The 24,801-nt window shown below is 65.6% G+C and carries 23 protein-coding genes; 10 read left to right on the forward strand and 13 right to left on the reverse strand.

The window, feature by feature from the left end:
• Positions 1-678 precede the first annotated feature (678 nt).
• From ACQR1E_RS04855 to ACQR1E_RS04870, 4 genes are all read left to right on the forward strand, one after another.
• Positions 679-1,377, forward strand: coding sequence for an N-acetylmuramoyl-L-alanine amidase (locus ACQR1E_RS04855; protein ID WP_315749658.1), 699 nt, complete (start codon positions 679-681; stop codon positions 1,375-1,377).
• 555 nt (positions 1,378-1,932) lie between these two features.
• Positions 1,933-2,286 (forward strand): hypothetical protein, encoded by a 354-nt coding sequence (locus tag ACQR1E_RS04860; protein ID WP_315749656.1) that lies wholly within the window; start codon positions 1,933-1,935, stop codon positions 2,284-2,286.
• Positions 2,287-2,302: 16 nt separating this feature from the next.
• Positions 2,303-3,028, forward strand: coding sequence for a hypothetical protein (locus ACQR1E_RS04865; protein ID WP_315749654.1), 726 nt, complete (start codon positions 2,303-2,305; stop codon positions 3,026-3,028).
• Positions 3,029-3,142: 114 nt separating this feature from the next.
• A complete protein-coding gene (locus ACQR1E_RS04870; protein ID WP_315749652.1) occupies positions 3,143-3,769 on the forward strand; it encodes a peptidoglycan recognition protein family protein in 627 nt (208 codons plus the stop codon).
• A 356-nt stretch (positions 3,770-4,125) separates the two neighbouring features.
• Here the strand turns inward: ACQR1E_RS04870 and ACQR1E_RS04875 are convergent, their stop codons facing one another.
• From ACQR1E_RS04875 to ACQR1E_RS04890, 4 genes are all read right to left on the reverse strand, one after another.
• Positions 4,126-4,446 (reverse strand): hypothetical protein, encoded by a 321-nt coding sequence (locus ACQR1E_RS04875; protein ID WP_315827353.1) that lies wholly within the window; start codon positions 4,444-4,446, stop codon positions 4,126-4,128.
• A 56-nt stretch (positions 4,447-4,502) separates the two neighbouring features.
• Positions 4,503-5,222 (reverse strand): alpha/beta hydrolase, encoded by a 720-nt coding sequence (locus ACQR1E_RS04880; RefSeq protein ID WP_434896737.1) that lies wholly within the window; start codon positions 5,220-5,222, stop codon positions 4,503-4,505.
• Between the two features lie 176 nt (positions 5,223-5,398).
• A complete protein-coding gene (locus tag ACQR1E_RS04885) occupies positions 5,399-5,866 on the reverse strand; it encodes a hypothetical protein (RefSeq protein WP_315714530.1) in 468 nt (155 codons plus the stop codon).
• A 231-nt stretch (positions 5,867-6,097) separates the two neighbouring features.
• Positions 6,098-7,630, reverse strand: coding sequence for an acyl-CoA carboxylase subunit beta (locus tag ACQR1E_RS04890; protein ID WP_434896738.1), 1,533 nt, complete (start codon positions 7,628-7,630; stop codon positions 6,098-6,100).
• Positions 7,631-7,761: 131 nt separating this feature from the next.
• Between ACQR1E_RS04890 and ACQR1E_RS04895 the strand changes: the two genes are divergently transcribed.
• The gene (locus ACQR1E_RS04895; RefSeq protein ID WP_434896739.1) at positions 7,762-8,187 is read left to right on the forward strand and encodes a DUF4260 domain-containing protein; all 426 of its coding nucleotides are present in this window, start codon (positions 7,762-7,764) and stop codon (positions 8,185-8,187) included.
• Positions 8,188-8,217: 30 nt separating this feature from the next.
• Here ACQR1E_RS04895 and ACQR1E_RS04900 read toward each other — a convergent pair whose 3' ends face one another.
• Both ACQR1E_RS04900 and ACQR1E_RS04905 read right to left on the reverse strand, forming a co-directional pair.
• Positions 8,218-11,358, reverse strand: coding sequence for a multidrug efflux RND transporter permease subunit (locus tag ACQR1E_RS04900; RefSeq protein WP_434896740.1), 3,141 nt, complete (start codon positions 11,356-11,358; stop codon positions 8,218-8,220).
• A gap of 24 nt (positions 11,359-11,382) precedes the next feature.
• A complete protein-coding gene (locus ACQR1E_RS04905; protein WP_315749644.1) occupies positions 11,383-12,564 on the reverse strand; it encodes an efflux RND transporter periplasmic adaptor subunit in 1,182 nt (393 codons plus the stop codon).
• Between the two features lie 738 nt (positions 12,565-13,302).
• On the opposite strand from ACQR1E_RS04905, the gene ACQR1E_RS04910 reads away from it, so the two are divergent.
• Together ACQR1E_RS04910 and ACQR1E_RS04915 are read left to right on the forward strand one after the other, a co-directional pair.
• Positions 13,303-14,274: a dienelactone hydrolase family protein gene (locus ACQR1E_RS04910; RefSeq protein ID WP_315750032.1), complete on the forward strand. Its 972-nt coding sequence runs from the start codon at positions 13,303-13,305 to the stop codon at positions 14,272-14,274.
• A 100-nt stretch (positions 14,275-14,374) separates the two neighbouring features.
• Positions 14,375-14,860: a hypothetical protein gene (locus ACQR1E_RS04915; RefSeq protein WP_315714534.1), complete on the forward strand. Its 486-nt coding sequence runs from the start codon at positions 14,375-14,377 to the stop codon at positions 14,858-14,860.
• 197 nt (positions 14,861-15,057) lie between these two features.
• Here the strand turns inward: ACQR1E_RS04915 and blaOXA are convergent, their stop codons facing one another.
• The 4 genes from blaOXA to ACQR1E_RS04935 form a co-directional block, all read right to left on the reverse strand.
• Positions 15,058-15,876 carry an OXA-1091 family oxacillin-hydrolyzing class D beta-lactamase gene (gene blaOXA, locus ACQR1E_RS04920; protein WP_316172361.1) on the reverse strand — a complete coding sequence of 273 codons (819 nt, stop codon included), beginning with the start codon at positions 15,874-15,876 and terminating at the stop codon, positions 15,058-15,060.
• 85 nt (positions 15,877-15,961) lie between these two features.
• Positions 15,962-16,243 (reverse strand): EscU/YscU/HrcU family type III secretion system export apparatus switch protein, encoded by a 282-nt coding sequence (locus ACQR1E_RS04925; RefSeq protein ID WP_315714536.1) that lies wholly within the window; start codon positions 16,241-16,243, stop codon positions 15,962-15,964.
• Positions 16,240-17,889 (reverse strand): flagellar hook-length control protein FliK, encoded by a 1,650-nt coding sequence (locus tag ACQR1E_RS04930; protein WP_315749641.1) that lies wholly within the window; start codon positions 17,887-17,889, stop codon positions 16,240-16,242. The genes ACQR1E_RS04925 and ACQR1E_RS04930 overlap by 4 nt, the downstream gene beginning before the upstream one ends.
• A 61-nt stretch (positions 17,890-17,950) precedes the next feature.
• Positions 17,951-18,733, reverse strand: coding sequence for an ATP12 family chaperone protein (locus ACQR1E_RS04935; protein ID WP_315749639.1), 783 nt, complete (start codon positions 18,731-18,733; stop codon positions 17,951-17,953).
• 89 nt (positions 18,734-18,822) lie between these two features.
• Here ACQR1E_RS04935 and ACQR1E_RS04940 point away from each other — a divergent pair, with 89 nt between their 5' ends.
• Together ACQR1E_RS04940 and ACQR1E_RS04945 are read left to right on the forward strand one after the other, a co-directional pair.
• Entirely contained in the window at positions 18,823-19,263 is a 441-nt protein-coding gene (locus ACQR1E_RS04940; RefSeq protein WP_315749638.1) for a hypothetical protein, read from the forward strand.
• Positions 19,264-19,324: 61 nt separating this feature from the next.
• The gene (locus tag ACQR1E_RS04945) at positions 19,325-19,498 is read left to right on the forward strand and encodes an RNA polymerase sigma factor region1.1 domain-containing protein (RefSeq protein ID WP_315749636.1); all 174 of its coding nucleotides are present in this window, start codon (positions 19,325-19,327) and stop codon (positions 19,496-19,498) included.
• Between the two features lie 15 nt (positions 19,499-19,513).
• On the opposite strand, the gene ACQR1E_RS04950 is transcribed toward ACQR1E_RS04945, so the two are convergent.
• Positions 19,514-20,896 (reverse strand): RluA family pseudouridine synthase, encoded by a 1,383-nt coding sequence (locus ACQR1E_RS04950; RefSeq protein WP_315827343.1) that lies wholly within the window; start codon positions 20,894-20,896, stop codon positions 19,514-19,516.
• A gap of 105 nt (positions 20,897-21,001) precedes the next feature.
• Between ACQR1E_RS04950 and ACQR1E_RS04955 the strand changes: the two genes are divergently transcribed.
• Entirely contained in the window at positions 21,002-21,949 is a 948-nt protein-coding gene (locus ACQR1E_RS04955; RefSeq protein WP_434896741.1) for an alpha/beta hydrolase, read from the forward strand.
• A 109-nt stretch (positions 21,950-22,058) separates the two neighbouring features.
• Here ACQR1E_RS04955 and ACQR1E_RS04960 read toward each other — a convergent pair whose 3' ends face one another.
• Positions 22,059-23,393, reverse strand: a complete 1,335-nt coding sequence (locus ACQR1E_RS04960) for a replication-associated recombination protein A (protein ID WP_434843446.1) — start codon at positions 23,391-23,393, stop codon at positions 22,059-22,061.
• A complete protein-coding gene (locus ACQR1E_RS04965) occupies positions 23,390-24,784 on the reverse strand; it encodes a DegQ family serine endoprotease (RefSeq protein WP_315714544.1) in 1,395 nt (464 codons plus the stop codon). The genes ACQR1E_RS04960 and ACQR1E_RS04965 overlap by 4 nt, the downstream gene beginning before the upstream one ends.
• Positions 24,785-24,801: the final 17 nt, after the last annotated feature.

Below are 24,801 nucleotides of genomic sequence, written 5' to 3' on the forward strand. Positions count from 1 at the left end.
ATACTCACCACCAACCAGCGGACAAGAATGGTCTGGGAGCTGAAGAGCGGTGGGGACATCTGTTTCAAATCAGCTGCTTTCGAGCAAGCCGATAGCCCGGTACCAGTACCGGTACCGGCACCGGCACCGACACCGTTACCGCCACCTCCACCGCCTCGCACCCCCGTCTCTCCGAGCTTCTCCTGCTCCGCGCGCTTGAATGAGGCGGAACGAACTGTCTGTTCAGACAGCGGCCTAGCTCAGCTCGATCAAAATCTTGACGCTTTGTATACATCGGCTCAGGCTTACGCTCGCAGCAACGGTGACGCAGCCAGCTCTTCACGACTGGCTGCAACCGAGAAGAGTTGGTTGTCCAACGATCGAAATGCCTGTGCTACGAATATAACTTGCTTGGCGAGCGCCTACTCGAGGCGGATTTCCCAGTTGAAAGCCTGCTTATCTCGGCTTCGCAGTGGTGACGGCTGCTAACAGTTCCCTCGAACACAACCGTATGATTGATCGGATCGGTCTCCATCGACAAGTGCATTAGAAGCGGTGCTTTGGACCGGGGCCTCCATGCGAGCATTATCTTGCCTTCGAGCTGTCCTTCTCGCGAGCAGCCTTAGCAGTATCGCTCTGATACCGACCGCAGCATCACAGTCAGCGTCTGCGCCGCACTGCACATCGATCGCGAAGGTTATGCTGGACGTCGGCCACACGCCTGAGCAACCCGGAGCGACTAGCGCGCGCGGCGTGCCGGAGTTTGAGTTCAACCTCAACCTCGCTCGCAGGGTTTCATTGGAACTTGCAAGGTCGGGATACCTTGTGAGCGTGCTGGTCGTACACGGCATAGGTCAAGAACAGCTACTCAACCGCGTCGCCCAGGCAAAGCGCTATTCTCCAACTCTATTTATCTCCATTCATCACGATTCAGTTCAGCCGCTATTCATCCATGAATGGAGCTTCGCCGGACGAGCAAACCATTACAGCGACGAATTTTCCGGCTTTTCGATCTTCCTGTCTGAGCTCACTCCCAAGTTTGCCGAAAGCTTAGCGGCTGCCCAGATTTTGGCAGATGAACTGATCAGGCAAGGACTGCGGCCTTCGTTGCACCATGCGATGAAGATTCCCGGTGAAGGGCGAAAACTCATTGATCGGCAGCGCGGGATCTATCTGAATGATCGGTTAGCCGTGCTGAAGGAAGCTTTCTATCCGGCTCTGCTCCTTGAGGCGGGCGTGATCGTCAACCGAGCGGACGAAATCAATCTTCAAACGGAGACAATGCAGGCTCAAATAGCGCAAGCAATCACTCAAACCGTCAGCAGACGTTTTTGCGGGACCAATGGATCAAAAGCCCCGCCGGGACTGCTCGATGGACACGATTCAGAACGGAAGTAGCCCCAGTCGCTTAGGGCTCCACCCGCCGGTAATCGCCTGCCGCGGCTCTACAGGCCACGTCCGGCCCACCTGTACGGAACGAGAGATTTAGTCCTTCACCGGCAAAAGCATACCGGTAGGCACACCTAAAGCGTGGCCCGACCAGGCAAATATTCGCGCCGCCATCGGCACACCTCTCGACCGATCCGACTCCGTTGAAAACGGTTGCCGCCCCGGAAAACGAAATGTTCAAATCACCATTTGACAGAAAGCGAATATTGTCTCCGGATCCACTCTTGAGCCAGTTGCCGAGCAACCGACCATCGAGAAGGCCTTGAGTTTGCGCTTGGGCTTGAGGCAGGAAAAAGGCTGCGCAGAGGCCGGCCACCAGAAGCTTCGAAGAGAAATCACTCTTCCATACCCTAACTATCAACATACTATCCCCCTCTGCCCTTATTCCGTGCTCAGTCCGGGCCTCGTCAAAACACTGGAAATCCTAATGCAGTGGTTGTAGCCTTGGCAATGCCGCGCATACGGCTTTTTGACCTTAGTATATTAACCTGAAGGGGAAGCGCAATGCGCTGTTTTTTGATAGCTCTTGGGTACCTCCTTGTTTTTGCAACCGCTAACGCTCGGGCGGACGCGCTGGACATTTTCAACGGCGTTTGGGTTTCGGTCAATCCGCCCGGTCCGCACTTCATCTTCAACAAGGTGGGCCTCAACTCTCGTGAAGCCAGCCTTCCTGTCTTAGGACAGGCGGCCATCCGAGTTTCAAACGGCGAGAACGGGTCGAACTTCCTAGTCTCCGGCGAGGGCTTTTCGTGTCAATACTTCGTCGGCAAGATAAACAATAGCGAGATGACCTGGGAACTCAAAGGCGGCTCCTCGGTGTGTTTCCCATCTGCGCATTTCAAGAAAGATCCTCCCTAGCGCGGAGCAGTGAGCGATGCGCGTTCCCGTCTTTCTCGTTGCCGGGGTGACGAGCGTATCATTGGCTTTCTCGACAAATGCGCTCGCCGACGATGCCTTACAAATGTTCGATGGCGTGTGGGTTTCGATCAGTCCGCCTGGACCGCACATCGTCTTCAACAAGATTGGTCAGACGCGCGAAGCTAGCTTACCCAATCTCGGTCAGGCCTCCATCACGAGTTCAAGGGGCGAGAGCGGATCGAACTATCAGATCGCTGGCGCTGGATTTACCTGTTACTACCTCATTCTTACTACGAATGCTCAAGCCAAGATGGTATGGGAGTTGAAGAGTGGCTCAAGCCCTTGCTTCGCAAATGCCGTCTTTGAAAGGGCCGACTCTGAAAATGAGAAGGCCAACTCGAGTGCCCGACCTGCAACGGCGATGGCACCCGCTGCTCTTCAGGCGCCCAACGCAGCTTTAGCACCCAGCCCTACGCAGCCGAACCCGCCCTCAGAAGGGGGCCGCAGGTGCGGCTACTACGCGATAGCATATTGTTCCGAAGATCTGAGTGTCGCCCGCGGAATCAGCGGTGCGCTTCAAGCACAACTCATCGACACAAATGCTCGTAATTACTATCCTAACTTCCGCGCCGGCTGGTACTGTGTCGGAGTCGGCCCGCTGAACAGGGACACAGCCCAGAGCGCCGCACAAGGATACAAGCAGCGCGGCTATCCAACAGCATACTTTAAGAATAGCTGCTGAAGCGCGCCTAACTTTGGTGCCGATCGTCCAGCTTGGGCCGCCCTGACCATTGTCCAGGCATTCCTAATAGCACCCGGATACGCTCTATTCGACTTCAGACCCGAAGGAATGGCCATGGGGAAGCAGCTCGTTTTGTTACTCGCCCTCGCTGCAACCCTTTCGAATTGCAGCGCGACCGGTACCGAGCGGTCCTTTGCTGACCGAAACCCCGATGTTCAGGGCGTGCAGCCGGAGATCGTGTCGCGCGAACAATGGGGAGCGAAACCGGCAAATGGTGGAATGACAGCCCAGACTGTAATTGGCATAATTATACATCATACGGGGGTTCGCAGTAACAACTCGACGAGCATCGAGGCGAAGATGCGCGGCTTGCAGGCATTCTCGCAATCGCCAGGTCGAGTCTCACCATCAAAGTCAAAACCATCCTGGCCCGATGTACCTTATCATTTCTACATCGACGCAAGGGGCTCCATCGCTGAGGGACGGGATGTAAGGTTCGCCGGTGACACTAATACGGGCTACGATCCTAGAGGTTACATTCAGATTGCTGTCGAGGGTGACTTCGAACATGAAGTGGTACGCCCAGGGCAAAGAGAAGCATTGCGAGGCCTATTGAAGTGGCTCTTAATTCGTTGGAATCTTCCAACGTCCAGCGTCACCATCCACAAACTTCATGCCCCTACCGACTGTCCCGGGCGGAACTTGATACCCGAAATAGAAGCAATCCTGAAGGAGATATAGACCGGTTGAAGATTTTGCTGGCGGGCCTCGACCGCGTGAGACCATCATTTCCGAAAGCGCCGAGAGCATCCAGCACCGGCCTTACGAGTTGGGTGAAATACGCTATTGTCCAAGTGCGCATTGTCCGATTGCTTACGAACTGCGCAAAATGCGTTTCTTCGTCTTGGCTGAATTGTGCTTAGCTGCTCTTCTGGCCTCAGCCAAAGTGACGCCGTACGAGCGAGACAATTGCTAGATTGTTGAACACCTGCTCGGCCATTGTGCGGATGCTGAAGAAAATTCATCTCCGATTGCGAGCATTTGGTGGCCACTTGCGAATTGATGGCTACCGCAGCTCGATGAGAATGCACCCAAAGTCAAGAATCAACTGGAAATCCGTCCGCCAGTACGAAGCTCTCACGCGTCCGCGTCACGTCGGGCCAGTCGCGATTGAAGTCGGCGATCAGGCGCTTCATCTCGTCGCCGCCGACGGCGCGCTCCATCGCGTCGATGGCATCGAACTGATACATCGCCTGATGCACCGAGGGATCAGCGAGACTCCACATCCGCCACGCCTTGCGCACGCCAAAACTCCTGATCGCGTCGGGCAGATGAACGTCGCGATACCAGCGATCGAACTCATCGCGCCGGGCGGGATCAGGCAGGGTCGCGCGAACGACGAAAATGGCTGACGGCATCGAGTTTCCTCCGGACCATGTTGGTGTTGCCGCGGAGTCTACCTGCAATCGGCCGCTCAGCGAAACCCTGCGGCCAGGCCGACCACCTGCCCGTCGAGCCCGTTGAAGCCGTGATGGCCGCGCGCCTGACAGGGATCCCCCGCCTCCGCGCCGCCCGACAGCCACTTCACCCGCGCGCGGCCGCCCGACCATCTGATGAATGGATCGACGCCCGCCGGCAGCGTGAACTTGCAGCCGTCACTGGTGTGATGAATGACCAGCGTCCGCGGCAAGGCGGAGGGCGAGCCAAGGATCGACATCACGTTCGAGGAGCTGCCGGACTCCGGGCTGAGGAAGCCCGAAGTCAGCACCAGCGCATCCGGCCGGGCACCGCGGGCAATACCTTCCGCGGCGCGCAACGTGCCTCGGCTGGTCCCGATCACCGTCACCGGCCGCTTGATCGCGGCCATGTAGTCCACCGCGGCCTTCAAATCGGTGCTGGCGTCCGCGACCATGACGGCGAGCCCGCGGGCGGCATAGGCGTTGCGCGTGCGCACCAGCTGGTTGCCGAGCAGGCCGTGAATGTCGCCGCGATCGCCGACATTGATGGCGCCGTCGCCGCCGGGCAGCAGGATCACGCTGGCGCGCACCGAGGCCGGCCTGATCAGGGCGACGCGGGAGCCGCCGATCGTCACGGTCTCATCGGCGCCGGCGGCTTGAGCGGCGGCGGCCGATATCATCAGCGCCATGCAGATGCGCACGATCAAAAAACGCGACCTCGCCGCCGTCTCGATCATTGGAGCCTCCCCCGCGCCGACTCGCGCGATGACGGGAGACTATCAGAATCAACGAGGCCCGGAGTGCCTAGGAGTCCGGGCCTCGTCACCTCGCGACCTCGCGCGAGCGAGGCCGGTCGGTATTTGATGAAATCTAGCGCCGGTTCACACGGGTCGCATTGAGCTGGCTCAAAACGTCAGTAGCAGCGGGTGATCGTGACGGAGTGATCGCCGCCGCGGCGTCCCGGCACCGTCACGGTCTGCATCGGGCAGCTCGACACATAGGGGCGATCCGACGGCACGACGTTCGGCGGAAAGCGGTGGACCCAGTCCCACGGGACGTCGTAGGTATAGGTGTAGCGCACATCGGCCGATGTGTGCTCGGGGATCTGCTGCGGCACGGGCTCGCCATAGCCGCCATAGGCGAACGCGCCGGCAGCCGGCAGATAGGAACGATAGCCGCGGTGGTGGTGACGGACGAAGGGCCGCACGCCAGGCGCCGGCGGGACGACTTGGCTTGCCCCCGCCTGACCGGCGGCCACGGGCGCAGCCACGGCAACGCCAGACCGGGCCGACGCGGCCTCGGAGGAGAACACCAGCGCGGCGGCGGCCGCGCAGACGACCAGAACTCTGGAATTCCGATATGCCGATGTTCTAACAGCCATGATACGCGCCCCTACTCTTCTGACCCATCAGCGATCGATAAAGGCTAGGCCAGCGGCCCAGCTCCCGCAAACCCTTCGTTAAAGGTTAGTTAAGCCGTAAGCTTAACGCCAGGGGCGAAAACGGCGCAGATTGCCGCGCCGATCCGGCGGCAGCGCGCGGCGGCCGCCAGACTTCGTCAAATACGACGGCGACCCGCCGGTGCGCCGCCCTCCCTGCTCTTCAACCGCCGCTCACAGCGGCAGATTGTCGTGCTTCTTGGCCGGCATCTCCATCTTCTTGTCACGCAGCATGGCGAGCGCACGGGCGATGCGGCGGCGGGTGGAGTGGGGCATGATGACGTCGTCGATGTAGCCACGCTCGGCAGCGATGAACGGCGACAGGAAGCGGTCCTCGTATTCCTTGGTGCGCGCGGCGATCTTCTCCGGATCCGCCATGTCGGCGCGGAAGATGATCTCGACGGCGCCCTTGGCGCCCATCACCGCAATCTGCGCCGTCGGCCAGGCGTAGTTCATGTCGGCGCCGATCTCCTTGGACGCCATGACGTCGAAGGCGCCGCCATAGGCCTTGCGGGTGATCACGGTGACGAGCGGCACCGTGCATTGCGAGTACGCGAACAACAGCTTGGCGCCATGCTTGATCAGGCCGCCATATTCCTGCGCGGTGCCCGGCAGAAAGCCCGGCACGTCGACGAAGGTGACGATCGGGATGTTGAAGGCGTCGCAGAAGCGGACGAAGCGCGCGGCCTTGCGCGAGGCGTCGCTGTCGAGCACGCCGGCCAGCACCATCGGCTGGTTGGCGACGAAGCCCACGGTGCGGCCGGCAATGCGGCCGAAGCCGGTGACGATGTTCTTGGCGAAGCCTTCCGCGATCTCGAAGAAGTCGCCCTCGTCGACGACCTTCAGGATCAGCTCCTTCATGTCGTAGGGCTTGTTCGGATTGTCCGGGATCAGCGTGTCGAGCGACATGTCGACACGCTCGATGTCGTCGAAGCTCGGCCATTCCGGCACCCCGTCGGAGTTGTTCGACGGCAGGAAGTCGATGAGGCGGCGCATCTGCAGCAGCGTCTCGACGTCGTTGTCGAAGGCGCCGTCGGCGATCGAGGAGCGCGTCGCATGCACCGAGGCGCCGCCGAGCTCCTCCGCGGTCACGACCTCGTTGGTGACGGTCTTCACGACATCCGGGCCGGTCACGAACATGTAGCTGGTGTTCTTCACCATGAAGATGAAGTCGGTCATCGCCGGCGAATACACGTCGCCCCCGGCGCACGGGCCCATGATCACCGAGATCTGCGGGATCACGCCGGACGCCAGCACGTTGCGGCGGAACACGTAGGAATAGCCCGCGAGCGCCGCGACGCCCTCCTGGATGCGGGCGCCGCCGGCGTCATAGAGGCCGATGATCGGCGCCCTCGCCTTCATCGCCATGTCCTGCAGCTTGGTGATCTTCAGCGCGTGGGTCTCGGACAAAGAGCCGCCGAACACCGTGAAGTCCTTGGCGAACACAAAAGTCTTGCGGCCGTTGACGGTGCCCCAGCCGGTGACGACGCCATCGCCCGGGACCTTGGTCTTCTCCATCCCGAACTCGGTCGAACGGTGCTCGACGAACATGTCGAGCTCCTCGAACGAGCCCTTGTCGAGCAGCAGCTCGATGCGCTCCCGCGCCGTCAGCTTGCCGCGTGCGTGCTGCGCCTCGATGCGCTTCTCGCCGCCGCCGAGCTTGGCGCCTTTGCGCCGCTCCTCGAGGGTGTCCAGGATGTCCTTCATGCGCTTCCCGCCCGTTCCCGATGTCGTGACTGTTGGCGGCCTTCTATCACGGCTATTTCGGAGCCGGAAAGCCGCTTTCGGCCGTGCCACCCCTCCTCCCACAGTTCGGAATTGGAAGCAGAATCATTGATATGGCCGCTCAACCGGATCTGGTCACTGAGCCTTCCGGCACATCCCATGGCGCCGTCCGTGGCGGCCCGCGCCTGCTGCTGCGGCTCGAAGGGCTGGCGCTGGCCGCCGGCGCAGCCGCCTTCTATGCCCACCAGGGCGGGTCGTGGTGGCTGTTCGCGGCGCTGTTTCTGGCCCCGGACACCAGCTTCGCGGCCTATCTCGGCGGACCGCGCGTCGGCGCGGTCGTCTACAATGCCGTCCACAGCACGCTGGCGCCCGCCGCCCTGCTCGCCCTCGGACTCCTGGCCGGACAACCGCTGGTCACGGCGATCGCGACCGTCTGGCTTGCCCATGTCGGCGTCGACCGCCTCGCCGGCTACGGTTTGAAATACGCCGACGGCTTCGGCTTCACCCATCTCGGCCGGATCGGCCGGGCCGCAGCCTGATCGGACGGCGCGTCCCCTGCACGCCCCGGATCAGTGCGCGGCCGACGGCAGCTCCCGGTTCGGCGTCGCCGCGGCCGGCTTGTCGCGGGTGAAGAACCGGATCACCACGACGAAGAACACCGGTACCCAGAGCACCGCGAGGAAGGTCGCCGTGATCATGCCGCCGAGCACGCCCGTGCCCAGCGCCTGCTGGCTCGCGCCACTCGCCCCCGTGGCGATCACCAGCGGCACGACACCGAGGATGAAGGCCAGCGACGTCATGATGATCGGCCGGAAACGCAGCTCGCAGGCGGTGACGGTGGCCTCGATCAGCGGCATCCCGCGCGCCCGCAGGTCCTTGGCGAACTCGATGATCAGGATCGCGTTCTTCGCCGACAGGCCGATGATGGTGATGACGCCGACGGTGAAATAGACGTCGTTCGGCAGGCCGCGCAGCCAGGCCGCGGCGACCGAGCCGATCAGGCCGAGCGGCACGGCGAGCATGACCGCGAACGGGATCGCCCAGCTCTCGTACAGCGCGGCGAGGCAGAGGAAGACGAACAGGATCGACAGCCCGAGCAGGAACGCGGCCTGCGATCCCGCAAGCTTCTCCTGCAGCGACTGGCCGGTCCAGGCGTAGCCGAAGCCCTTCGGCAAGGTGCCCATCAGCCGCTCCATCTCGGCGATCGCGTCGCCGGAGGTGTAGCCCGGCTTGGGATTGCCGGTGATGCGGACCGACGGGTAGCCGTCGAAGCCGACGACCTGGGTCGGCCCGACCACCCATGACAGGCGGGCGAAGGAGGAGAACGGTACCATCTCGCCGGCCGTGTTGCGCACGCTGTAGGTCAGCAGGTCCTCCGGCTTGAGGCGCTTGTCCTCATTGGCTTGCACGATCACGCGCTGCATGCGGCCGAGATTGAGGAAGTCGTTGATGTAGCTCGAGCCGAGGCTCGTCGACAGCGCGCCGTTGATGGACGCGAAGGTGACGCCGAGCGCGGCCGCCTTGGCACGGTCGATCTCGAGACGGACCGAGGGCGCCGGCGGCAGCCCCTCGACGCTCAGCTTGCCGAGCACGGGCGAGTTCGCCGCGGCCGCAAACAGCGTATCCTTGGCCGCCATCAGCGCATCATAGCCGCGCTGCGAGCGATCCTGCAGGCGGAAACTGAAGCCGGAGGTGTTGCCGAGATTGTCGATCGGCGGCGGCGCCAGCACCGACACCTCGGCATCACGGATTTTCGCGAACTGCGGATTGAGCTTGGCGATCAGGGCGTCCGCGCTCTGGGCCTTGTTGCGCTCTGACCAGTCCTTCAGCGTCACGAAGGCCTGCGCGGTGTTGGCGCCCTGGCCGTAGAAGCTGAAGCCGGCGACGAACGACACCGTGTCGATGCCGGGCGTCGCGACCAGCTTCTCGTTGACCTCCTGCAAGATGTCGAGGGTCCGGTTGGCGCTGGCATCGGCGGGCGCCAGCACGTCGACCATGACGAAGCCCTGGTCGTCCACCGGCAGGAAGCCGCCGGGCATGCGCCAGAACGAATAGCCGAGCCCCGCCAGGATCAGTGCATAAACGATCATGAAGCGTCCGGCGCGCGCCACGATCCAGCGCGTCGCCTGGCTGTAGCGGTTGGTCGCCGCGGCAAAGCGGCGGTTGAACCAGCCGAAGAAGCCGCGTGCGGCGTGGCCGTGCCCCTTCTCGATCGGCTTCAGCAGGGTCGCGCACAACGCGGGCGTCAGCGACAGCGCGAGGAACGCCGAGAAGCCGATCGACACCACCATGGCGGCGGAGAACTGCTGATACATGATGCCGACCGAGCCCGGGAAGAAGGCCATCGGCACGAACACGGCCATCAGCACCAGCGTGATGCCGATCACCGCGCCGGTGATCTGATCCATCGCCTTGTCGGTCGCCTCGCGCGGCGGCAGCCCCTCTTCCGCCATGATGCGTTCGACGTTCTCGACCACGACGATGGCGTCGTCCACGAGGATGCCGATCGCGAGCACCATGCCGAACATCGTCAGCACGTTGATGGAGAAGCCGAGCGCGAGCAGCACGCCGCAGGTGCCGAGCAGCGCAATCGGCACCACGATGGTCGGGATCAACGTGTAGCGGATGTTCTGCAGGAACAGGAACATCACCAGGAACACCAGCACGACGGCCTCGCCCAGCGTCATCAGCACCTTCTTGACGGAGGCCGCGATCACCGGGGTCACGTCGTAGGAGACTTCGTACTTCACGCCCGGGGGAAAGAACGCGGCAAGCTCCTCCATCCGCGCCTTGACCGCCTTGGAGGTGGCGAGCGCATTGCCGGCCGGCGCCAGTTGCACCGCGACCGAGGCGGCGGGCTTCCCGTTGAGCCAGGACGAGAACGCATAGGAGAGACCGCCGACCTCGATGCGCGCGACGTCCGCAAGCCGCACGGCCGAGCCATTCAGGTTGGCGCGCAGCACAATGTTGCCGAACTCCTCCGGCGACTCGAGCTGGCCCTTTACCAGCACGGTGTTCTGCACCCGCTGGCGGGTCGGCGACGGCTGCACGCCGAGCTGGCCGGAGGCGACCTGCGCGTTCTGCGCCGCGATCGCCTGATCGACGTCCTGCGGCGTGAGGCCGAGGCCGAGCAGCTTGTCGGGATCGAGCCAGATGCGCATCGCGCGCTCGGTGGCGAACAGCCGCGCACGGCCGACGCCGGGCAGCCGGCGCAGCTCGGGCAGCACGTAGCGCGTCGCGACGTCGCCGAGCCCGATCTCGTCGAGACTGCCGTCGGTCGAGGTCAAGGTGACGAATTGCAGGATGGCGCTGCTCGCCTCGAGAATGACGATGCCCTGCTGCCGCACCGCCTCGGGCAGGCGCGGCTCGATGCGCTTGATGCGGTTCTGGACGTCGACGGAGGCGAGGTCGATGTCGGTGCCCGGCTTGAACGAAGCGAGGATCTCGACCTCGCCGGTGGTGTCGCTGGTCGATTCGTAGTTCAGGATGCCGGCGGCGCCGTTCAGCTCCTCCTCGATCAGGCGCGTGACGCTGTAATACAGGTTCTCGGTCGACGCGCCGGGATAGGCGGTCGAGATCGAGATTGAGGGCGGCGCAATGATCGGATACTGCGCGACGGGCAGGAACGGAATCGACAGCACGCCGGCCAGGCAGATGAAGATCGCCACGACCCAGGCAAAGATCGGACGTGCGATGAAGAAGCGCGACATGACAACCTCCGGGCCGTGACTGCGTCAGTTCGAGGCGGACGGCTTGTCGGAGCCGGAAACCTTCCAGGGCACGGCTGTGACGGCACTGCCGGGCGCCACCTTCTGGACGCCGTCGACGACGACGCGCCAGCCGGGCTTGAGGCCATCCTCGATCAGGACGCCGGAGGCGAGCGTGCGCCCGGCACGTACCGGCTGAAGGGTGGCGCGGCCTTCGTCATTGACGACATAGACGGCGCTGCTGCCCGACGTCGTGCGCTGCACAGCCTGCGCCGGGACCACGATGCCGTTGGTATCGATCGCCTCCTCGATCTGCACCCGGACATACATACCGGGCAGCAGCTCGCCTTCGGGATTCGGAAACTCGCCGCGCAACGTCACCTTGGCGGTGCCCGGATCGACGCTGACGTCGGAGAACAGCAGGCGCCCTGCATGCTTGTAGATTGAGCCGTCGTCCAACACGAGGCGGACGCGCGCCGCGTCGGGCGCAACGCTCTTCAGCCGCCCTTCCGCGAGATCGCGCCGCAGTTCGTTCAGCTCGGCAACCGACTGGGTGAAGTCGGCATAGACCGGATCGAGCTGCTGGATGGTGGCGAGATGAGTCGTCTCGTTGGGATTGACCAGCGCGCCTTCGGTGACCAGCGCACGGCCGATGCGGCCGCTGATCGGCGCGCGCACCGTCGCCCAATCAAGATTGAGCTGCGCCTGCGCGACCGCAGCCTTCTGGGCCGCAACGTCGGCCTCGGCCTGGCGCTCGGAGGCAACCGCGAGCTCGTACTGCGCCTGGGACGTGGCCTGGCCGGTCAACAAGGTCTTGAGGCGGTCTTCCTGGCGATCGGCCTGATAGAGCACGGCCTCCGCCTTGGCGAGCGCAGCGCGAGCCTTGTCGAGCTCGACTTGGAACGGCGCCGGATCGATCCGGTACAGCACGGCGCCTGCCTCGACGAGCGCGCCCTGCTGGAAGCTGCGCTCGACCACGATGCCGCTGACGCGCGGCCGCACCTCGGCGATCCGCATCGACGTGATCCGCCCCGGCAGGTTCTTGGTCAACGTCACCGGCGCCGCTTCGACCGTGATCACGCCGACCTCGGGCGGGCTCGAAGCTTGGGAGGCACCGGAGCCGTCACGGTCGCTGCACGCTGCAAGCGTGAGAAACGAGACCGCACAGATCGTCGCGCCGGCCGAACGGATCAATTGCTCTCTCAGCATGAAGTCCATCTTGTTACGTCGCCGGCGCGCATGGATGCTGGACGATTATCGAGGACATCGGATCGCCGAGGATCCGCCGCCCGTCTTCCAGATCGTCGCTCACCAACTCGACGCGTCGTATGCCACCGTCGCGAGCCGGCGAACGTTCGTGCGCTCCTCATAGGCGAACTGATAGCTGCAATCCAGAATTTTTCCGCAACATGCGGCGACTGCGACAACTGCGCACCATGTATCATCGCAGAAGTCTGCAAGGATGCTGGGCGATATGTCGCGCTTTGCTTCCCGGGCGTTGATGCGGAGTCCGAAAGGCACGAAGAATCCGCAACGACACCGAAAGGATAATGGATCACCCACAAGTCGGATCACGCGACGCTGACGGTCGATGATCGCCTCGTCCTGATCACGTTACCGGGCGCAGAGGCCGCGATCGCCAAACGGTCGCACGAGCGCCGCGTGATCAGCATACCGCTCTCCGCCGGGCTGCCCGCCCGAGCAACGCACATGCCCCCTCGATCCGTTGTCCACCATGCATCTCACGGGATGGTTTGACAGCGCCATGATCGCTCGTTCTACTTGGTTGCAAAGCCGCGCCACAAGCGGCGAGCCAGGAGGACGGTCATGGAGCGACACCATGGTAGCGCGCCGTTGGCGCTTGCCGCGCGCGCCTGTTTCGGTCTCAGACGCGTATCGCGCACCACCGCTGGACCAGCGCGGCGTTCGGCAGCAACGGCGGTGGTCATGATGCTGCTCGCTGCACTCGGTCCCGGGCTCTGCGGCAGCGCGAGCGCGCAGGGCATCACCAAGGACGTGCCCGCCCGGGTCGAGATGTACCCGATCCCCTCGCTGACCCTGTCCGACCGGCAGTTCCTCTCCGGCGACGACGGCGGCAAGCCGGTCACCGTCGTCGGCGAAATGCGCGTGGCGCAGGGCAGCGGCAGGCTGCCGGTGGTGGTGCTGATGCACGGCTCGGGCGGCGTCGGCGCCAACATCGCAGCCTGGAGCCGCACCTTCAATGCAATGGGGATCTCGACCTTCGCGATCGACGGCTTCACCGGGCGCGGCATCACCGCGACCAGCACCAACCAGGCCCAGCTCGGCCGGCTGAACCTGATCATGGACATCTATCGTGCGCTGGACGTGCTGGCGAAGCATCCGCGCGTCGATCCCGAGCGCATCGTGCTGATGGGCTTTTCACGCGGCGGACAGGCGGCGCTGTATGCGAGCCTCCAGCGCTTCCACAAGCGCTGGAACAATTCCGGGCTGCAATTTGCCGCCTACATCCCGTTCTATCCGGACTGCTCGACGACCTATCTCGGTGAGACCGACGTCGTGGCGCGGCCGATCCGGATCTTTCACGGCGGACCGGACGACTACAATCCGGTGCGGACCTGCAAGGCCTATGTCGAGCGGCTGAAGGCAGCGGGCCGCGACGTCGCGCTGACCGAATATCCGGACTCGCCGCACGGCTTCGATCTCGGCCTGCTCGGCGCCAACATGCTCGCCGTCGCGCCGAAGGCGCAGACCGTGCGCAACTGCCGCATCAAGGAGAGCGACGGCGGGATGCTGATCAATGCCGACACGCAGCAGCCCTTCACCTATCAGGACGCCTGCGTCGAGTTCGATCCGCATGTCGGCGGCAATCCGGCCACGGCCGAGGCGGCCCGCCAGGCGGTGACGGATTTCCTGCGCGCACTGTTCAAACTGTCGTGAGCAAAAATAGAACGATTTGGATCAATTCTTGAGGTGACAGGTCGAACGCATCGGGTCTTGCTGCGTTGTCGCTCACTTTTCGACGATGAAACGGAGCCCGATGATGCGCGCCTCTCGCCTTGCGATCCCAACTTTGCTGACCGCCCTCGCCTTGGGCGGCGCGGCCCATGCGGCGCCTGCCGCGCCGTTCCGGGGGCTGGAGGGCTCCTGGACCGGCGGCGGCGTGATCAGCATGTCCGACGGCAACCAGGAGCGGCTGCGCTGCCGCGCGGCCTATGACGTCGGCGGCGCCGGCGAGCAGCTCCGGCTCAACATCCGCTGCGCGAGCGACAGCTACAACATCGACCTCTCCAGCGACGTCGCCTATCGCGGCGGCGAGATCTCGGGGCAATGGAGCGAATCGAGCCACAACGCATCCGGCACGATCGAGGGCCGCGCGGTCGGCAACCGCATCGAAGCCCAGGCGCGCGGGCAGACGTTTTCCGCCGGGCTGTCGCTGACGACGCAGGGACGCCGGCAGACCGTGTCGATCCGCCCGGCGGGCACGGAGATCAGGGGCGTCGACCTGGAGCTGGCGCGGAGATAGGCCACCAACATTTCCGCGTCATTGCGCGCGAAGCGGCGAAGCGAAGCGATCCCGAGTCCCTCGATGACTCCGGATTGCTTCGTCGCTTCGCTCCCCGCAATGACGACAGTGTCCTGGTCTTCGAGGAACTCACGTTCGCTGGTCCCGGATATCGCTGCGCCCATCCGGGCTACGCCACGACATCACGGCAGTTCGATTCACACCGCGCCGATGTCTTTCAGGCAAGCCTGCGTCAGCGTCATCCGAGCCTCGACGTGGCGCGGCTCAGGGCAGTCCATGTTGAGCGCGAACACGGTCGGCTGATCGCCCTTGTCGACCCAGCCGACCATCCAGCCAAGCGCCCCCTGCTCCTTGCCGAGCAGTCCGGACTTGAAGTGAATGACGGCATCGCCGACCTTGGTCACGGGGATGATGTCGCGGGTCAGATCCTGGCTGCGCTTGGAGACCTGAAGCGCGCCACGCCTGAGGCGATCGATGAAATCGACCTGCTCGACGGGATCGATGCGAAGCGCGCCGGTCAGCCAGAACTGGTCGATGCCGCCGCCGATGTCGTGATTGCCGTAGTCGAGCTCCTCGAGATATGTCTGCATCCGCTCAGCGCCGATGCGGCGCGCGATCTCCTGATAGACCGGCACGGCGGAGACCGCGATCGCGCTGCGCAAGGTGTGGTCCTTGTTCCAGGCCTCGATCGATCTCGAGACGCCATCCCACTTGAACACGTCCTTGTCGGGATCCTCGACGACGCCCGTCTCCAGCGCGATCAGCGAGTTCGCGATCTTGAAGGTCGAGGCCGGCAGCCTTGCCTCGCCGGAGCGATCGGTGTCGCTGGCGATGACGAGATATTCCTCGACCTTGTAGGCCAGGAAAGTCCCCTTGGTGCCTTCGTCGGTGAAGCGCTTGGCGAGATCGCTGCGGATCTCGTTGCGCGGCGGCGCGACATGCGCGAATGAACGTGCGGGCAGCAGGCTGGCGCCGGTCATCAGGGCGAGCACGTGGCGGCGGCTCATCATGGGCATCGCAAATTTCTCCGTCGTCGTCGGCTCCTCCCTATCACAGGGCGGTGACGACCGACGCATGACGGAGATCACAAATGCGGCGCGCTCAGCGCATCGGCCGCGACAGGTTGAGCACGAACACCAGCACCTCGGCGACGGCCTTGTAGAGCTCCTCCGGGATCTCGTCGCCGAGCTCGACATTGGAGAGCGCGCCGGCCAGCACCTCGTTCTCCTCGATCGGGATGTCGTGCGCCTTCGCGACCTCGATGATCTTGGCGCCGATCGTGCCCTTGCCCTTGGCGACGACGCGCGGCGCGCCCTGGCCCTTGTCATAGTGCAAGGCGACGGCGAGCTGGGTCTTGTTGGCGGCCTTCACCTCGATGCTCATAGCGCGCGATCCAGGAAATGGCCGGCCCTGGGCGGCATCGCCGCCGGCGGCGCGCCGTCCTGCACCACGAGATCGCCCGGCGAGAGCTCGGCACGGCTGAGGGCCTGGCTCAGTTCGGAGAGACCGGCGCGCAAGCGCGCGGCGGTGACCGGACGCTCGGCCCACATCCGCACGGAGGTGCGCTCGGCGCTGAAGCTGATCATCGCATGCACCGGGCCGGCCGGCTCGACGTCGAGCGAGAAACGCGCCCGCCAGACGCGCTTGGCGGCGTCCGGCGATTGCGTGCCGCCGTCGCGCGAGATCTCGAACTGCGCCATGGCCGTGCCCTGCGGGGTAGCGAAGGGAATCTCGAAGTTCCAGCGCGGCGGCGCGGGATCGGTGCGCGCGGTCGAGGCGTCCGGGCGATCCGGCAGCGAGGCGACCTGCAGCAGGGTCTGGCGCGACAGCGCCTGGTCGGTCTCGTCGAGCAGGCGGTGCGCGATCGCCGGCAGCGGCGTGTCCGGGCGGAGCGTCGGCGCCGCCACGGCCTGCGGCATCGGTGCAGCCCCGCGGAACGGCGGCGGCGGCGTGTTGGTGCGCACGACCATATCGGCGCGGCCATTGGCGTTGCGTCCGGGAACGAGGCCGGCGGCGCGCGGAATCTGCTGCTGCGCTTCCTGCAGCACGGCCAGCACCGTGCCGGGCGTGAGCGACTGCGCCTTGGCGCCCGTCAGGGCCTCGATCAGCGCCGAGCCGGTGAAGCCGGCAGACGCGGCGTCGGGCCGCCCCATTCCCGTGGCCCAGGGCTGGGGCGGCAGCTCGATCTCGATGTCGGGCACCAGCGAGGGTGCGCCGCTCTGTTGCTGCGCGGCGGCGGCGCGGCCGGCCTCGGACAGCACCGAGGCGTAGGAGCCACCGGGCGACGGCTGCGTCGACGCCGCCATGCCGGGCTCGGCGGTCTGCAGCACCGTCGCCAGCGTCTGGCGCAGCACGATCAGCGCCGCCTTCAGGTCGGGCGTGCCGGCACCGGCGGCGCCATTGGCGAGCGAGGATTCCAGGAACAGGCCGGAATGCTGTACGGCGTTCTGCACATCCTCCGCGGTCAGCGCCGGCGATAGCTGGGTCTGTTGCGCCAGCACCTGGGCCACGGCGGCGCGCAAGGCCGGTGGAAGGTTCGGCGAGTCGGCGACGGCCTGGAGATCGGCGAACAATTGGCCCTGGCTGCCCTGACGGGTCGCCGCCTCCTCGCTGGCAATCGACAATGCGAGCCGCTCCATCCCGGTCAGCGGATCCGGCGGCGGAGGCAGCCCCGGCGCCAGCCGGCCGGTGACGTCGACGACGGTGGCGGCCGGCGTCGGGGTGCCGGTGGTGCCAGCGGCAGCGCTGCCGCCCTGCCCGACGATGGCGAGCTGCAGCCCTTGCGCGGTCTGCGACACGGCGACCTGCACCGTCTGGCCGGCCTGCAGCGGCAGCTCGCTCGCGAGCTCCATCGACAGGTTTCCGATCGCGACTTGGACCAGATTCTCGGCGAGCACCTGCTGCACCCTGGCGCTGACCAGTGCGCCGGCCTGCAGCGTGGTTGCTGCCGCCACCGTGGTTCCGGCCGGCGAGCTGCCGACGCCGCGGACGGCGCTCACGGAAGGCGACGGGGTGACACTCTGGACCATGCGCGTACTCGGGTTACGCGCACAGCCTATCGGTTGCCCCTAAACCCGGCGTTAACCGGCCTCAGAGCGCGGCGTCGACCGCCTGGAGGATGCGGACGGCGGCCTCGTAGTCGATCTGCTTGGCGGCGCGGCGGCTCATCGCCTCCTCGTCGGCCCCCCATTGCGCGACGTTCCAGTCCTCGTCGACATGGGCTGCCGCCCAGATCTGGCCAGGGTCGCGCACCCCATGAACCAGCGCCAGCGCCAGCAGCGCCGAGCCGGTCAGTGTGGTGACGACATGCGCCGCCGCCACCGTCCACGGGCCGGTCGGCAGCGCACCGCGCGCCGCCTGCACCGCAGCCTCCGGTTGGGTCACATGCATGATGCCTTCGGACAGGATGAAATGCGCGCCGAGACTATCGCGGGCCCAGTCCAGCACCGGGTCCCAATGCTCGGCCTCGCGCGCGACCAGCCCCTCAGGATGGCCGGCCCGGTAGAACAACAGGTCCGATTGGAGATATTTGGCAATGTCCTCGCGCACGTCATCGGTGCGGTCGACCACCGACTGCACGACGCTGTTGGCGAACCGCGTCAGCGGCATCGTGGCGGGGTCGATGTTCTCACCCTGGGCCTGCCACTCGGCGGCCACGGCCGCCGCCAGCTCCCCGGCGGGAACGATGACGACGCGCCCCGACGGCGTGCGGATCGGCCGGCCGTCGAGGGTCACGTTGAAGCCGCCCTCGGCGGCGGCGGTCCCGGCCTCCTTGTAGAAGCGCTTGCGCAGCGGCGTCCGCATCGCCTGGCGCGCCGATTCCTGCGGATCGAGCGGCGACCGGCCGACGACGTCGTCAAACAGTTCACGCATCAGAATTCCAGCCCTCTCGCGGGATGATCACACGGGATCCGTTGTTTTTGCGGTAGATAAGCCCTGTCCGCCCGAAATGCGAGCTGCCGATGCGTCCCCTGCTCTCCGCTCTCGTCCTGCTCGGCAGCACCGTCCCGGCCGTAGCCGGCTTCCGCACGCCGGAATCGCTGGTGCGCAACGTCTATGCGCATTACGGCCGGGGCGCGCCGGAGCTCTCCGCCGGGCTGCCGCGGACGGCCGAGGTCGCACGGCAGTTCTTCGATCCGAGCCTCGCCAGGGCCTGGACGGCGCCGCGGCGTGAGCCCTACGATTTCCTGGTGCAGAGCCCGCGCTGGAAGCTCGGCCCGGTCGCGATCTCGATTGTGCGCAGGCAGTTCGACAAGACCTATGTCGCCGCCAGCTTCGACAACCAGGGTCACCGCGTGACGATGAACTTCATCGTGGTCAAGGGGCCGGACGGCTGGGTCATCCTCGATGTCGAAACCCCGCACGATTCGCTCACACTGTTCCTGCAGCAGTTCCGGAACTGAAGGCCGCAGCGGAAACCGATTCTCCTCCCCTTAAGCAGAGGCTGCAAAGAGGAGGACGACCATGAACATGCCGGAGATCGTTCGCCGGCTGATCGCGATGAGCGAGCAGGATGGCAAGATCACCTTCGACGAGTTGAACGCGCTGTGCGGATGGGACATGCCGCCCGAGGATATCGAAAACATCTTCTGCGCGCTGCGGGACGCGGGCATTCAACTCGTCGAACAGAGAGGCTGAGCGCTTCGGAGCCGCTCACTCCTCCGGCGCGTTCTCGATCGGGTCGAAGCGGTCATGCTCGAGGCCGAGCAGGTTCCACGACTGCAGCATGTGCGGCGGCAGCGGCGCGGTGGCGTCGATGAACCCGCCGCGCGGATGCGGGATGACGATGCGGCGCGCCAAGAGATGCAGCCGGTTCTGCAGGCCGCCGGGCAGCGCCCAGTTCTCGATGTTGAAATATTTGGGGTCGCCGACGATGGGGTGGCCGATATGGGCCATGTGCGCGCGCAACTGATGGGTGCGCCCCGTCACCGGCTTCAAGGACACCCAGGCGAGCTTGTTGGCCGAGGCCTCGACCACGGCGTAGTAGGTCACGGCGTGGCTGGCGCCCTCGTCGCCATGGGCGGCGACGCGCATGATGGTGTCGTCCTCGCTCTCCTCCTTGGCAAGATACGTGGAGATGCGGCCCTGCTTGGGCTTGGGCACGCCCGCCACCAGCGCCCAGTAGATCTTGCGCGCGGAACGGCTGCGGAAGGCGCCAGTCAGATGCGTGGCGGCGAAACGGGTCTTGGCGATCAGGAGGCAGCCGGAGGTCTCGCGGTCGATGCGGTGCACGAGCCGCGGCTTCTGGCCCTTGGCGTCGCGCATCACCTCCAGCATCTGGTCGATGTGGCGGGTCATGCCGGAGCCGCCCTGCACCGCGAGCCCGGCGGGCTTGTTGAGGACGAGCACGTCGTCGTCCTCGTACAGCGTCATCGCCTTGAGGCTCTCCAGCGTCTTTCGCTCGCCCTCGGAGAGGCCGGCGCGCTCCTTCGGCGCATCGAGCTTGAGCGGCGGAATGCGCACGCTCTGGCCTTCCTCCAGGCGGTCCTTGGAGTCCGCGCGCTTGCCATCGACGCGCAACTCGCCTTTGCGGACGATGCGCTGGATGTGGGAGAACGACAGACCGGGGAAGCGCGCCTCGAGGAAGCGGTCGACGCGCATGTTGTTCTCGTCGGCCGTGACCACCACGGTCTGCACCTTCGTCGGCAGCAGCGGCGTCTCCGGCTCGACCTTCTTCGGCGGCGGCGCCGCAGGCCTGCGCTCGGCATGCTCCGAGCTGAACCGCGCAGGCTTGCCGGCGCCGGCGCGCTTGGCCGGCGGCTGTTTGCGCGGCGCGAAGCTGTCGCGGCGATCCTCTCCCTCGGCGCGCGGCGCACGGCTGCGCTCGGCTTTGCCGCGCCCGAAATCGCCGCGCGGTGCCGCCTCGCGGTCACCGGCAAAACGGTCGCGCCGCGGCCGCTCGGCATCGGGACGCTTCGCAGACTCACGCTTGGCCGCGGCGCCTGGGCTGCGGGCCGCCTCCGCCTTCGGCCGCTCGCTGCGGCGATCGGTCGGGCGATCGGATCGGGTCTGGGTTCGCTTGATACGGCGGCTCATGGCAGGTTGCGTATCTCAAAAGCCACTGCCAGTCACGGCGAAATCGCGATAAATCCGCTTGTGAGTCGGCCACTTGGGCCATCGATACTGATCGGAGCGAATCGAATGACGCTCACGCGACTGGGCTTGGCGATCCTGGCTGCCACGCTGGCGACGACCGCCACGCAGGCGCAGCAGAGCCCGATGCCCGACGACATCGCCTGGAAGCTGATCGAGATGGGTCGGGTCATCGCCCCGCCGAAGACCGCCGCGATCTACGCGCCGCTGCAGGCCAAGGAACCCTACACCGGCGTCAAGGTGCAGCGCGATGTGAGATACGGCACGGCGGAGCGCAATCTGCTCGACGTCTTCACACCGGATGCCGCGGCCCCGCCCCGGCCCGTGCTGATCTTCGTGCATGGCGGCGCCTTCATCGGCGGCAACAAGCGCACCACGCCGGACGGCCCGTTCTACGACAACATCATGCTATGGGCGGTGAAGAGCGGCTTCGTCGGCGTCAACATCACCTACCGCCTCGCGCCGAAATTCCCCTGGCCTGCCGGCGTCGAGGACGTCGCCAGCGCGGTGCAATGGGTGGTCGCCCACGCCGCCGAGAACGGCGGCGATCCCGCGCGCATCTATCTGATGGGCCATTCGGCCGGCGCGGTGCACGTCGCGACCTATGTGGCGCATCCCGAATTCCACAAGGTCGCCGGCGGCGGCCTTGCGGGCGCGATCATGGCCTCGGGCGTCTACGACCTCACCGCGACGCCGCTCGGCGACCAGGAGATGGCCTATTTCGGCACCGATCCCTCGCGCTTCAAGGAGCGCTCGTCGCTATCAGGCCTGCAAGCCTCGAGTCTGCCGCTCATGATCGTCTCCGCCGAGCTCGACCCGCCGCGCTTCGTCGAGCAGTTCGACCTGTTGAAGCAGGCCGCCTGCAAACGGCCATCCGGCTGCGCCCGCGCGGTGATGCTGCCGCAGCACAGCCACATGTCCGAGGTGTATGCGATCAATACCGAGGACGACCGACTGACGCGGGAGATCGCGGAGTTCGTACAGAGCGGGAAGTAGTTGATGGTCACTTGGCATAGCGGTCTCCGAGTCAGGCGTCCGCAGGAGAGCTCGGTGTTTCCCAGCAAGCGGGCCGAGGTGAACCGAGCAAGCCGCAAGGTCAGCGATCCTACCCGCCCCGCTCCTTCCTCAGCTTCGCCCAATAATCCAGCCGTTTCCTGATCTCGCGCTCGAAGCCGCGCTCCGGGGGATCGTAGAACTGCTGGCGGCCGAGGGCGTCGGGAAAGTAGTCCTGTCCCGAAAACGCGTCGGGCGTGTCGTGGTCGTACTGATAGCCGGTGCCGTAGCCTTCGCTCTGCATCAGCTTGGTCGGGGCATTCAAGATGTGCTTGGGCGGCAGCAGCGAGCCGCCCTCCTTCGCCACGCGCTTGGCTGCGCCGAACGCCTTGTAGGCGGCGTTGGATTTCGGCGCGGTCGCCACATAGATCACGGCCTGCGCGATCGCGAGCTCGCCTTCGGGCGAGCCCAGGAAATCATAGGCGTCCTTGGCGGCGTTAGCGATCACCAGCGCCTGCGGATCGGCGAGGCCGATGTCCTCCACGGCCATGCGCACGATGCGGCGGGCGAGGAACAGCGGATCCTCGCCGGCGTCGAGCATGCGGGCGAAGTAGTACAGCGCGGCATCCGGGTCCGAGCCGCGCACCGATTTGTGCAGGGCCGAGATCAGGTTGTAGTGGCCGTCGGCGGACTTGTCGTAGATCGGCGCGCGGCGCTGCAGGATGTCCTGCAGCTGCACCGCGTTGAAGATCTCGTCCTTGCGCGCCGAGCGCCAGACCTCCTCGGCGAGCGTCAGCGCGGCGCGGCCGTCGCCGTCGGCCATGCGGATCAGCACGGCGCGCGCCTCGTCATCGAGCGGCAGCTTGCGGCCCTCGACCGCCTCTGCGTTGCTGTAGAGCTTCTCGATCGCGGCGGCGTCGAGCGAGTGGAACACCAGCACGCGCGAGCGCGACAGCAGAGCGGCGTTGAGCTCGAAGGACGGGTTCTCCGTGGTCGCGCCGACCAGCACGACGGTGCCGTCCTCCATCACCGGCAGGAAGGAATCCTGCTGGGCGCGATTGAAGCGATGCACCTCGTCGACGAAGAGCAGCGTGCCCTGCCCGGTCTCGCGTCGCGCGCGCGCCGCGTCGAACACCTTCTTCAAATCGGCGACGCCGGAGAACACCGCCGAGATCTGCTCGAAATGCAACTCCGTGGCGTCTGCCAACAGCCGCGCCACCGTGGTCTTGCCGGTGCCGGGCGGGCCCCAGAAGATCAGCGAGCCCAGCGTGCGCGTCTCCAGCATGCGCGTCAGCGCGCCATCGGGCCCGAGGATGTGATCCTGCCCGACGACGTCGGACAGCTTGTGCGGGCGCAGCCGCTCCGGCAGCGGCCGTGGCGCATCGTGCTCCATCCCCGCCGCAGCGAAGAGGCTCGGGCCTCCCTGCTGGGGACGCTTCGGGCTCATCCGCCGAGCGTGACGTTGATCTGCTGGCCGCCGCGCAGCACGGTGATGCGCCAGATGCGGGCGGCCTCGCGCGAGGCCTTGTCGAGATCGGCGGTCTTGGCGATCTTCTGGTTGTTCACGGCCATGATGACGTCGCCCTTCTGGAAGCCGACATTGGCGGCGGTGGTGCCGTCGCCCGGCTCGAGCACCACCACGCCCTCGGTGTCGGCATCGAGGTGCAGCTCGTCGGCGACCGCCGGCGAGATGTTGGCGACCTTCGCGCCCTGGAATGGCGAGCGGCCGTTGATGACCATCTCGTTGCGCCCGGTGTCCGGCGCGGTCTCCAGCGCGACCGCGACCTTCACCGGCTTGCCGCCGCGTTGCACCTCGATCTGCGCAGTGCCGCCGAGCGGACGGGTCGCAAAACGGTAGTCGAACGCGTTGGGATCATCGACGGTCTGGCCGTCGATCGACACGATCAGGTCCGACGACTTGATGCCCGCCTTCGCCGCCGGGCTGTTCGCGACCACCGAGGCGACCAGCGCGCCGGTCGGCGAGCGCAGGCCGAGGCTCTCGGCGATCTCGGGCGTCACCGCCTGCAGCCGCGCGCCGAGCCAGGGGCGCTTGACCGCCTTGCCGCCGCTCTTGGCCGAGGCCACGACGACGCGCACCATGTTCGCAGGAATGGCAAAGCCGATGCCCTGCGAGCCGCCGGACTTGGAATAGATCGCGGTGTTGATGCCGACCAGACGGCCGTTGATATCGACCAACGCACCGCCCGAATTACCGGGATTGATCGCGGCATCGGTCTGGATGAAGAACTGATAGTCGGTGATGCCGACCTGCGTGCGCGCCAGTGCCGAGACGATGCCGTGGGTCACGGTCTGGCCGACGCCGAACGGATTGCCGATCGCCAGCACGATGTCGCCGACCAGCAGATCGTCGGAATTGGCGAGGTCGAGCGTCGGAAACTGCTCCTTGGTGCCCTTCAGTTTGAGCACGGCGAGATCGGTACGGCTGTCCTTCAGCACGATCTCGGCCTCGAACTCGCGCTTGTCGGCGAGCGAAACCTTCACCTCGTCGGCGCCCTCGATCACATGCACGTTGGTGACGACGAGACCCGACGCATCGATCATCACGCCCGAGCCGAGCGAGCGCTGCATCTGCTCCTGCGGCCCGCCCTGCAGACCGAAGAAGCGGCGGAAGATCGGATCGTCGAGAAAGGGATTGCGGTTCTGCACCACCTTGGCGGCGTAGACGTTGACGACCGCCGGCTGCACGCGCTGCACGATCGGCGCATACGACAGCCGCAGCTCGGCCTGGGACTGCGGCACGCGCCGGTCCTGCGCCGCGAGCGGAGACGCGGCCAGCAGGGACAGCAGCAGGACCAGTGTGGAGCGAATCAACGACATGCGAACAATCCTGGAAA

Source organism: Bradyrhizobium sp. HKCCYLRH1030 (genome assembly GCF_051168395.1).
Classification (GTDB): Bacteria; Pseudomonadota; Alphaproteobacteria; order Rhizobiales; family Xanthobacteraceae; genus Bradyrhizobium.

Bases quoted from the DNA above. Each gene is read 5' to 3' on its own strand.
- ACQR1E_RS04925 (WP_315714536.1), bottom strand. From the start codon at position 16,243: ATGAGCATCGAGGTGAAGGCCGCCAACAAGACCCAGCTCGCCGTCGCC.
- ACQR1E_RS04935 (WP_315749639.1), bottom strand. From the start codon at position 18,733: ATGCGTGAACTGTTTGACGACGTCGTCGGCCGGTCGCCGCTCGATCCG.
- ACQR1E_RS04880 (WP_434896737.1), bottom strand. From the start codon at position 5,222: ATGATCGAGACGGCGGCGAGGTCGCGTTTTTTGATCGTGCGCATCTGC.
- ACQR1E_RS04860 (WP_315749656.1), top strand. From the start codon at position 1,933: ATGCGCTGTTTTTTGATAGCTCTTGGGTACCTCCTTGTTTTTGCAACC.
- ACQR1E_RS04930 (WP_315749641.1), bottom strand. From the start codon at position 17,889: ATGGTCCAGAGTGTCACCCCGTCGCCTTCCGTGAGCGCCGTCCGCGGC.
- ACQR1E_RS04960 (WP_434843446.1), bottom strand. From the start codon at position 23,393: ATGAGCCCGAAGCGTCCCCAGCAGGGAGGCCCGAGCCTCTTCGCTGCG.
- ACQR1E_RS04955 (WP_434896741.1), top strand. From the start codon at position 21,002: ATGACGCTCACGCGACTGGGCTTGGCGATCCTGGCTGCCACGCTGGCG.
- ACQR1E_RS04865 (WP_315749654.1), top strand. From the start codon at position 2,303: ATGCGCGTTCCCGTCTTTCTCGTTGCCGGGGTGACGAGCGTATCATTG.
- ACQR1E_RS04905 (WP_315749644.1), bottom strand. From the start codon at position 12,564: ATGCTGAGAGAGCAATTGATCCGTTCGGCCGGCGCGACGATCTGTGCG.
- ACQR1E_RS04855 (WP_315749658.1), top strand. From the start codon at position 679: ATGCTGGACGTCGGCCACACGCCTGAGCAACCCGGAGCGACTAGCGCG.
- ACQR1E_RS04900 (WP_434896740.1), bottom strand. From the start codon at position 11,358: ATGTCGCGCTTCTTCATCGCACGTCCGATCTTTGCCTGGGTCGTGGCG.
- blaOXA (WP_316172361.1), bottom strand. From the start codon at position 15,876: ATGCCCATGATGAGCCGCCGCCACGTGCTCGCCCTGATGACCGGCGCC.
- ACQR1E_RS04885 (WP_315714530.1), bottom strand. From the start codon at position 5,866: ATGGCTGTTAGAACATCGGCATATCGGAATTCCAGAGTTCTGGTCGTC.
- ACQR1E_RS04910 (WP_315750032.1), top strand. From the start codon at position 13,303: ATGATGCTGCTCGCTGCACTCGGTCCCGGGCTCTGCGGCAGCGCGAGC.
- ACQR1E_RS04875 (WP_315827353.1), bottom strand. From the start codon at position 4,446: ATGCCGTCAGCCATTTTCGTCGTTCGCGCGACCCTGCCTGATCCCGCC.
- ACQR1E_RS04890 (WP_434896738.1), bottom strand. From the start codon at position 7,630: ATGAAGGACATCCTGGACACCCTCGAGGAGCGGCGCAAAGGCGCCAAG.
- ACQR1E_RS04945 (WP_315749636.1), top strand. From the start codon at position 19,325: ATGAACATGCCGGAGATCGTTCGCCGGCTGATCGCGATGAGCGAGCAG.
- ACQR1E_RS04895 (WP_434896739.1), top strand. From the start codon at position 7,762: ATGGCCGCTCAACCGGATCTGGTCACTGAGCCTTCCGGCACATCCCAT.
- ACQR1E_RS04965 (WP_315714544.1), bottom strand. From the start codon at position 24,784: ATGTCGTTGATTCGCTCCACACTGGTCCTGCTGCTGTCCCTGCTGGCC.
- ACQR1E_RS04870 (WP_315749652.1), top strand. From the start codon at position 3,143: ATGGGGAAGCAGCTCGTTTTGTTACTCGCCCTCGCTGCAACCCTTTCG.
- ACQR1E_RS04950 (WP_315827343.1), bottom strand. From the start codon at position 20,896: ATGAGCCGCCGTATCAAGCGAACCCAGACCCGATCCGATCGCCCGACC.
- ACQR1E_RS04915 (WP_315714534.1), top strand. From the start codon at position 14,375: ATGATGCGCGCCTCTCGCCTTGCGATCCCAACTTTGCTGACCGCCCTC.
- ACQR1E_RS04940 (WP_315749638.1), top strand. From the start codon at position 18,823: ATGCGTCCCCTGCTCTCCGCTCTCGTCCTGCTCGGCAGCACCGTCCCG.